General features: G+C 74.7%; 7 protein-coding genes. 1 reads left to right on the top strand and 6 read right to left on the bottom strand.

Going from position 1 to position 7855, the window contains the following annotated elements; translation table 11 throughout:
- Positions 1–1231 precede the first annotated feature (1231 nt).
- From EEJ42_RS05915 to EEJ42_RS05900, 4 genes are all read right to left on the bottom strand, one after another.
- Entirely contained in the window at positions 1232–2446 is a 1215-nt protein-coding gene (locus tag EEJ42_RS05915; protein ID WP_123098923.1) for an acetyl-CoA C-acetyltransferase, read from the bottom strand.
- Between the two features lie 35 nt (positions 2447–2481).
- Positions 2482–3654 (bottom strand): CaiB/BaiF CoA transferase family protein, encoded by a 1173-nt coding sequence (locus EEJ42_RS05910; RefSeq protein ID WP_123098922.1) that lies wholly within the window; start codon positions 3652–3654, stop codon positions 2482–2484.
- 100 nt (positions 3655–3754) lie between these two features.
- The gene (locus EEJ42_RS05905; protein WP_123098921.1) at positions 3755–5203 is read right to left on the bottom strand and encodes a sialate:H+ symport family MFS transporter; all 1449 of its coding nucleotides are present in this window, start codon (positions 5201–5203) and stop codon (positions 3755–3757) included.
- On the bottom strand, positions 5200–6138 hold the full coding sequence (locus EEJ42_RS05900) for a dihydrodipicolinate synthase family protein (RefSeq protein ID WP_123098920.1): 939 nt from the start codon (positions 6136–6138) through the stop codon (positions 5200–5202). The genes EEJ42_RS05905 and EEJ42_RS05900 overlap by 4 nt, the downstream gene beginning before the upstream one ends.
- Before the next feature lie 182 nt (positions 6139–6320).
- Here EEJ42_RS05900 and EEJ42_RS05895 point away from each other — a divergent pair, with 182 nt between their 5' ends.
- Positions 6321–6824, top strand: a complete 504-nt coding sequence (locus EEJ42_RS05895) for a DUF1203 domain-containing protein (protein WP_246096134.1) — start codon at positions 6321–6323, stop codon at positions 6822–6824.
- Here EEJ42_RS05895 and EEJ42_RS05890 read toward each other — a convergent pair.
- Positions 6821–7540, bottom strand: coding sequence for an endonuclease V (locus EEJ42_RS05890; protein ID WP_123098919.1), 720 nt, complete (start codon positions 7538–7540; stop codon positions 6821–6823). The genes EEJ42_RS05895 and EEJ42_RS05890 overlap by 4 nt on opposite strands.
- Positions 7541–7584: 44 nt before the next feature.
- A partial coding sequence (locus tag EEJ42_RS05885; RefSeq protein WP_484421997.1) for a beta propeller repeat protein occupies positions 7585–7855 on the bottom strand: 271 nt, incomplete at its 5' end.

Below are 7855 nucleotides of genomic sequence, written 5' to 3'. Positions count from 1 at the left end.
GCCCAGGGGCGGAGCCCCGGGTGGCTCCAGGGGCGAAGCCCCGGCGGACCCAAGGCCCAAACCCTGGGTGGAGCCCAGAGCCAAAGCCCCGGCGGCCCAGGAGCCGAGCCCCAGGTGGAGCCCAGGCGCCGGGCCCCGGGCCCAGCCCCGGAGCCCAGTCGGCCCCAGACCCGGAGCCCGGTACGGCCCGGGCCCAGAGCCCCGGTATGGCCCAGCCCCGGGACCCGTAGGGCCCAGAGGCAGAGCCCGGTGAGGCCCAGCCCCGGAACCAGGCAGAGCCCAGGGGCCGGAGCCCCGGAGGTCCAGGGACGAAGCCCGGGGGTTCGGGGCCAGCCCCGACGGGTCCAGGGGCGGAGCCCCAGAAGACCCACGGGCAGAGCCCGGGTGGAGCCCCAGGGGCGAAGCCCCGGGTGGTTCCATCGGCGAAGCCCCCAGAGGGTCCGAGGGCGAAGCCCCGGCGGACCCAGGGGCGGAACCCCGTGGGGCCCAGCGGCGGAGCCCCGGTGAGGTCCGAGGGCGAAGCCCCGGCGGACCCAGGGGCGGAACCCCGTGGGGCCCAGGGGCGGAGCCCCGGTGAGGTCCAGGGACAGAACCCCGACGGACCCCAAGGGCAACGCCCCGGCGGACCCAACGGCGAAGCCCCAGGGAGCCAGGAGCCGAACCCCGTGGGGTCCAGGGGCGGAGCCCCGGTGAGGTCCAGGGACAGAACCCCGACGGACCCCAAGGGCAACGCCCCGGCGGACCCAACGGCGAAGCCCCAGGGAGCCAGGAGCCGAACCCCGTGGGGTCCAGGGGCGGAGCCCCGGACCGGGGCCCAGGGGCCGAACCCCGTGGGGTCCAGGGGCGAAGCCCCGGCTGGCCCAACGGCGGAACCCCGGTGAGGTCCAGGGCNAGGGGCGGAGCCCCGGACCGGGGCCCAGGGGCCGAACCCCGTGGGGTCCAGGGGCGAAGCCCCGGCTGGCCCAACGGCGGAACCCCGGTGAGGTCCAGGGCCGGAGCCCCGGTGAGGTCCAGGGACAGAACCCCGACGGACCCCAAGGGCAACGCCCCGGCGGACCCAACGGCGAAGCCCCAGGGAGCCAGAGGCGGAACCCGATGGGGTCCGGGGGCGGAGCCCCTGGCCGGGCCCAGGGGCCGAACCCCGTGGGGTCCGGGGGCGGAGCCCCGGTGGGGTCCAGGGGCGGAGCCTCTGGTTCGGGAAGGGGCGGGGTGGGGAAAGGCCCGGCCACCACTACAGCCGTTCGACCACCGTCGCGATGCCCATGCCACCCCCCACGCACAGCGTCGCCAGCCCGTACCGCTCGCCGCGCCGCTCCAGCTCGTCCACCAGCGTGCCGAGGATCATCGCGCCGGTGGCGCCCAGCGGGTGGCCCATGGCGATCGCGCCGCCGTTGACGTTGACCTTGTCCAGGTCGAGGCCCATGTCCTCGGCGAAGCGCAGCACGACCGCCGCGAACGCCTCGTTGATCTCGACCAGGTCGATGTCGTCGATGGTCAGCCCGGCCTTGGCCAGCGCCTTGCGGGAGGCGGGGGCCGGGCCGGTGAGCATGATGGTCGGGTCGGCGCCGGAGACGGCGGCGGAGACGATACGGGCGCGGGGCGTGAGCCCGTAGCGCTCGCCGGTCTCGCGGTTGCCGATGGCGACGAGGGCCGCGCCGTCCACGATGCCGGAGGAGTTGCCCGCGTGGTGGACGTGGTCGATGGCCTCCACCCAGTGGTACTTCTGGAGCGCCACCGCGTCGAAGCCGCCCGCCTCGCCGATCGTCGCGAACGACGGCTTGAGCCCCGCCAGGGTCTCGGGGGTGGTGCCGGGGCGGATGTGCTCGTCGCGGTCGAGGACGGTCAGCCCGGCGCGGTCGCGGACCGGGACGACGGAGCGGTCGAAGCGCCCCTCCTTCCATGCCTGGGTAGCCCGCTCCTGCGACAGCGCGGCGAAGGTGTCCACGTCATGGCGGGTGTAGCCCCCCAGCGTGGCGATGAGGTCGGCGCCGATGCCCTGGGGGACGAAGCCGGTCTCGTAGTTGGTCATCGGGTCGGCGAACCAGGCACCGCCGTCGGAGCCCATCTTCACGCGCGACATCGACTCGACGCCGCCCGCCAGCACCAGGTCCTCCCATCCCGAACGGACCTTGGCCGCGGCCAGGTTGACGGCCTCCAGGCCCGAGGCGCAGAAGCGGTTCTCCTGCACGCCCGCCACGGTGACCGGGAGCCCCGCCGCGATGGCGGCCACCTTGGCGATGTCGGAACCCTGGTCGCCGAGCGGGCTGACGACGCCGAGCACCACATCGTCGATGGCCGCCGGGTCCAGCTCGGGGAAACGGCGCCGGATCTCGTGGATGAGGCCCACGACGAGGTCGACGGGCTTGGTGCCGTGCAGGGCGCCGTCGGCCTTGCCGCGTCCGCGCGGGGTGCGGATGGCGTCGTACACGTACGCTTCGGTGCTCACGTCTGGCTGCCTTTCGGGGGTGGGCGGGTGGCGCGTCAGGAGGCGGAGTCGTCGGCGGCCGGCGGCGTCGGAGTGACGTCGGGTACGCCCCAGTCGCGGGCCACCTCGGCGGCGTGGGCGCCGGGCCGGGCGGGGCCGCCGCGCACCCGGCCGGGGGTGGCGGAGAAGCGGGGGGCGGGTGCGGGCTGGGTGATGCCCGCCTCGTCGAGGAAGGTGCCGCGGGCGGCGAGTTGCGGATGGCGGGGGGCCTCGCGCAGCGACAGGACGGGCGCGACGCAGGCGTCCGACCCGGCGAACACGGCCGTCCACTCCTCGCGGGTACGCTCCTTGAAGCGGGCGGCGATGACGGCACGCAGCCGGTCCCAGCTGTCGATGTCGCCGCGCGCCGGCGCCTCGTCGGCGACCCCGAGCAGGTCGATGAACTCGGCGTAGAACGCGGGCTCCAGCGCGCCGACCGCCATGTGGCCGCCGTCGGCGGTCTCGTACGTGCCGTAGAAGGGACATCCGCCGTCGAGGAGGTTGCTGCCGCGGCGGTCCTGCCAGCCGCCGGCCGCCATCATGCCGTGCAGGACGGCGGTCAGATGCGCGGTGCCGTCCACGATCGCCGCGTCCACCACTTGGCCGGTGCCGCCGGAGCGGGCGTGCTGGAGGGCGGCGAGGACGCCGATAACGAGGTAGAGCGAGCCGCCCGCGTAGTCCCCGAGCAGGTTCGCGGGCGCCACCGGCGGGCCGTCGGCCTCCCCGGTCATGCCCAGCGCGCCGGTGATGGCGATGTAGCCGATGTCGTGCCCGGCCGTTCCGGACAGCGGGCCGTCCTGGCCCCAACCGGTCATCCGGCCGTAGACGAGCCGGGGGTTGCGCTCCAGGCAGGTGTCCGGGCCGAGGCCCAGCCGCTCGGCGACGCCGGGGCGGTAGCCCTCGATGAGGATGTCGGCCCGCTCCATCAGGCCGAGCGCGGCGTCCCGGCCGCGCGCGGACTTCAGGTCGAGCAGGACGGAGCGCTTGTTGCGGTTGGCGAGGTCGTACGCCGGGTCGACCTTCAGGCCCCCGGGGCGGTCGGGGCGGTCGACCCGTACGACATCGGCGCCCAGGTCGCCGAGGAGCATGGCCGCGAACGGCCCGGGCCCGATTCCGGCCAGCTCCACCACCCGCACTCCGGCCAGCGGCCCGTGCCCCGTCGCTCCGCCCACGTCTGCTGCCGCCGCCATCCGGGTCCGTCCTCAGCCTCTGTATGACACCACCGCTGTAACACCGCCGATGCTAGGAACGCACCCCCCATTCCACAAGCCCCCACCCGGAGCGGGGTGTTCAGCCCGGCGTGTCCGCCGGGAGCGGGCGGTCCCGCAGCAGGTGGTCATCGGACAGCGCAGGGTCCACCAGACGGCCCAGCCGACGCGGCACATCCGCTCCCACCAGCACGATCACCACCAGCGTCAGACCGGACGTCAGCACCGCCAGGGCCTGCCCGAGCGGCATGCCCTCCGCCAGGTGCGCGCCGAGCACCGGGGCCACCGCGCCGCCGAGGGCGCCCGTGTTGTAGACGAAGCCGAGCGACGCGGCGCGGCTCTCCGTGGGGAAGTGGCTCGCGATGTACGTCGGCAGGATGCCGGAGATCCCCTGACTCAGGGCGAGCAGACAGAACAGCAGCACCCCGAGCCCCACCAGCGTGTCCCGCACCGCGAACACCGGGAAGACGAAGCACAGCGAGGCGAGCAGGGTGTACGCGTAGGCCCGCCGGGTCCCGAACCGGTCACCGGCGAACCCGGCCAGCCAGCAGCCGGCCATGGTGCCGAAGCCCGCGTAGAACATCGCGTCGGTGACCTCGGAGGGCGCGTACCCCAGCTCGGTCTTCAGATAGGTGGGCAGCAGCGCCTGGATGGGCCAGCTGTAGAGGAAGGCGCAGAAGACGGTGCACATCAGCGCCACGTACAGCAGCCAGCCGCGCCGTCCGCCGAGCTGGGCGGCGAAGGCGAGCAGGGCGCCCGCCGCCAGCAGCGACAGCGGCCACCGCCAGCCCGCCCCCAGCGGGGTGAAGACGCAGAACAGCGCGGCGCTCGCGGCCACCGCCAGGGCCGCGTTGAGGTACCCCAGGCGGCCGGTGAACAGGGGGCGGAACGGATTGGGCCGGGCGGCGCCGGACGCGGCCACCTCCTCGCGCCAGTCCCCCGCCTCGGGGAGCGCGCGCCGCACCCACAGCGCGACGAACACGGGCAGGACGCCGATGTAGAACATCCAGCGCCAGCCCCAGGCGGGTACGACCCACTTGTACAGCTCGGCGGCGATGATCGTGCCGCCCGCGTAGCCGGAGATCAGGAAGCCGGAGGCGCGGTTGCGGAGCTGGGCGGGCCAGCTCTCCAGGGCGTACGTCGCGCTCGCACTGTATTCGCCAGCCATGCCCATGCCAATCAGTAGCCGGGCGGCGAACAGGCTGAAGTAGTTCCAGGCGAAGCCGCACGCGAAAGTGCCCAGGGAGTAGAGCAGAATGCTGGCGATCATCGCGGGCTTGCGCCCGTACCGGTCCCCCATCGCCCCCAGCAGCGCCCCGCCGAGCCAGCGGGTGATGAAGGCGCCCGAGACCAGGCTCGCCGCCGACGCCGCGCTCAGGTCGAACTCGTCGGCTATCTCGGTCAGCACGAGCGTGATGAGCACGAAGTCGAAACCGTCGAGCAGATAGCCGATCCAGGCGGCGAACAGCGACTTCCACTGCCGCCGGGAGACCTGGCGGTACCAGGGCCTGCGTAATGCCTCGACCGTCACGGCAACAGCCCTCCCTCTTCCAGCAGTTGACGCACCGTCTTCACCGCGTCGTCCCCCAGCGGCACCTGCGGCGCGGCCGTCGCCGGGCAGGCGATGACGCCCAGCAGGTGCAGCGCCGCCTTGAACGCGCCGAGCGCCGAGGAACTGCCGCCCATCGCGGCCGGATCACCGGCGTCGGTGAGGGCGAACAGCGCCGCCAGCCGGTCCTGTTCGGCCCGCGCCCGGTCCCAGCGGCCCGCGCGGGCGTGCGCGTAGAGCCGTACGTAGCCCGCCGGGTCGACGTTGCCGAGCCCCGGGACGACGCCGTGGGCACCGGCCAGCAGGGCGCCGTCCACGGCGAGTTCGGAACCGGTGAGCACGGAGAAGGAGTCGGTGAGGCCGCGGCGGCGGGCCTCCACGAGCAGCCGCCGCAGCGCGCCGTCGTCGCCGCTGCTGTCCTTGAGCCCGGCGAGCGTGCCGTCGGCGGCCAGCGGCAGCACGATCCGGGGCGTCAGCTTGGAGTGCACGGAGGCCGGGATGTCGTACGCGAACAGCGGCAGCCCCGCGCCCTCGCGCACCCGCCGGAAGTGGTCGGCGATCTCCACCGAGTGAGTGCGGGTGTAGAAGGGCGCGGTGGCCACGATCGCGTCCGCGCCCAGCGCGGCGGCGGTACGGGCGTGGTCCACGACCCGCTCGGTCGCCATGTCGATCGCCCCGGCGAGCACCGGCACCCGCCCGGCCGCCGCCTCGACCACCGTCTCCAGGACGGTACGGCGCCTGCCGTCGCCCAGATACGCGGTCTCGCCGCTGGAGCCGAGCGCGAACAGGCCGCTCACGCCCGCGTCGATCAGCCGCTCGGCGAGCGCTGCGAGGGAGACCCGGTCGACCTCACCGGCGGGGGTGAGGGGGGTGCACAGGGGCGGGACGACACCGGTGAGCGGAGCCGGAAGACTCATCTGGACCCTGCTTTCTGCGCTGCGCGACGAACGGGGAAATAACCGGGTGATACGGACGTCGGACGTCCCATGTTTTGGGGCGAATCTGACTCAGCACCAGCCCCCTGTCAAGTACGCCTGCCTCCAGCGCACCGTCCGAATACCGCCGGACACCGCGGCGCCCGCGGACGACGATGAAACGCATGAGCGACAACATGACCTACGAGATCCGGGCCATCGCGCCCGAGGTGGCGAAGCAGCTGCGGATCAGGGACGACGCGGGCAACCCGCCGCGCATGGTGGTGGACGACGAGGACGGCAACAGCCCGCTGCGCTGCTGCCTGGGCCGGAGCCTTCCGGGCGAGACCATCGCCCTGGTCTCCTACGCCCCGCTGCGCCGCTGGGCCGAGGAGGCGGGCGCCGAACCCGGCCCGTACGACGAGCAGGGGCCCGTCTTCATCCACGCCGAGGAGTGCGACGGCTGGACCGGCCCCGGCTTCCCGTCCGGCATGTGGGGCGACCACCGGGTGCTGCGCGCCTACTCCGCGAAGGGCGACATCCTCGGCGGCCGGTTGCTGACCGGCGGCGGACAGGCGGCGTGCGAGGAGACCCTGGCGGAGCTGTACGCGGACCCCGAGGTGGCCGCGGTGCATGTGCGCTGCGTCGAGTTCGGCTGCTTCGTGGCCGAAACGCGACGAGTCCGCTAAACGGCGTCCGCCAGCGCGCGGCGGCACAGCGCGTCGGCGCGCCGGGTGGTCTCGGGCTGCCGGTAGTCGCGGGCCAGGTGGAGGGTGTACGCGCAAGCCTCGTCGAGGGTCACCCGGTGGCCGACGGACACGAACACCGGCTTCACCCCGTCCCGGGTGCGCAGCGCCCGGCCGACCTCCTCGTCCCCGTCGAGCAGGGGCGCCCAGTCGCCGCGGCGCGGGCCGGGCGGGGCGTGACGGAAGGTGAAGGGGTTCTTGGCGACACCGATCGTGGGCAGCCCGGTGAGCACCCCCAAGTGGCTGGCCAGCCCGAAGCGGCGGGGGTGGGCGAGGCCGTAGCCGTCGCAGACCACGACGTCGGGGCGGTGGCCGCGCCGGTCGAGAGCGCCGAGCGCGTCCAGCACGGCCGGGATCTCCCGGAACGCCAGCAGCCCGGGTACGTACGGGAAGGTGACCCGGCCGACCGCCGTCGCCTCCCCGACGACGGCGAGGGTGCGGGCGTCCAGCGCGACGGCGGCGGCCGCGACGACGCCGCGTTCGTCGTCGTACGCCACGTCCACCCCGACGACCGCCCCGGCTCCGCCGCCGGGGGCGGGCACGGCCCCGCCCTCCGCGCGGACGGATCCCCGCAGCCGCTCCTGCACGGCGGTCGCCTCGGCCTCGGTCGTGGGCCAGTCGCGCGGGAGTTCATAGCGGGGATCGATGGCGCTCGTCATGACCGGTCACGCTACCGCCCGGCGCCCACCGCTACCGGGCCCCGCTACCGGGTCGGCTCCAGGCGGGCGATGCGGCCCTTCTCGCCCGACGCCCAGCAGCCGCCGTCCGGGGCGCAGTCCACCGAGTCGTACGAGCCCGGGTCGAGGGCGCGCCAGGTGCGGCCGCCGTCCGCCGTCACGTCCGTGCCGGTCGGGCCGACCGCGAGGGCGGCGCGGTGGCTGTACGGGAGCCAGGCGACGCCCGAACGGTAGGCGGGCGGGGGCTGGGTGGCCGGGGTCCAGGCCGCGCCGCCGTCCGCGGTGACCGCGGCCGCG

The organism is Streptomyces botrytidirepellens (assembly GCF_003721215.1).
Taxonomy (GTDB): domain Bacteria; phylum Actinomycetota; class Actinomycetes; order Streptomycetales; family Streptomycetaceae; genus Streptomyces; species Streptomyces himastatinicus.
Note: the sequence above shows the minus strand (reverse complement) of the source record. Positions and strands in the feature narration are given on the sequence as shown.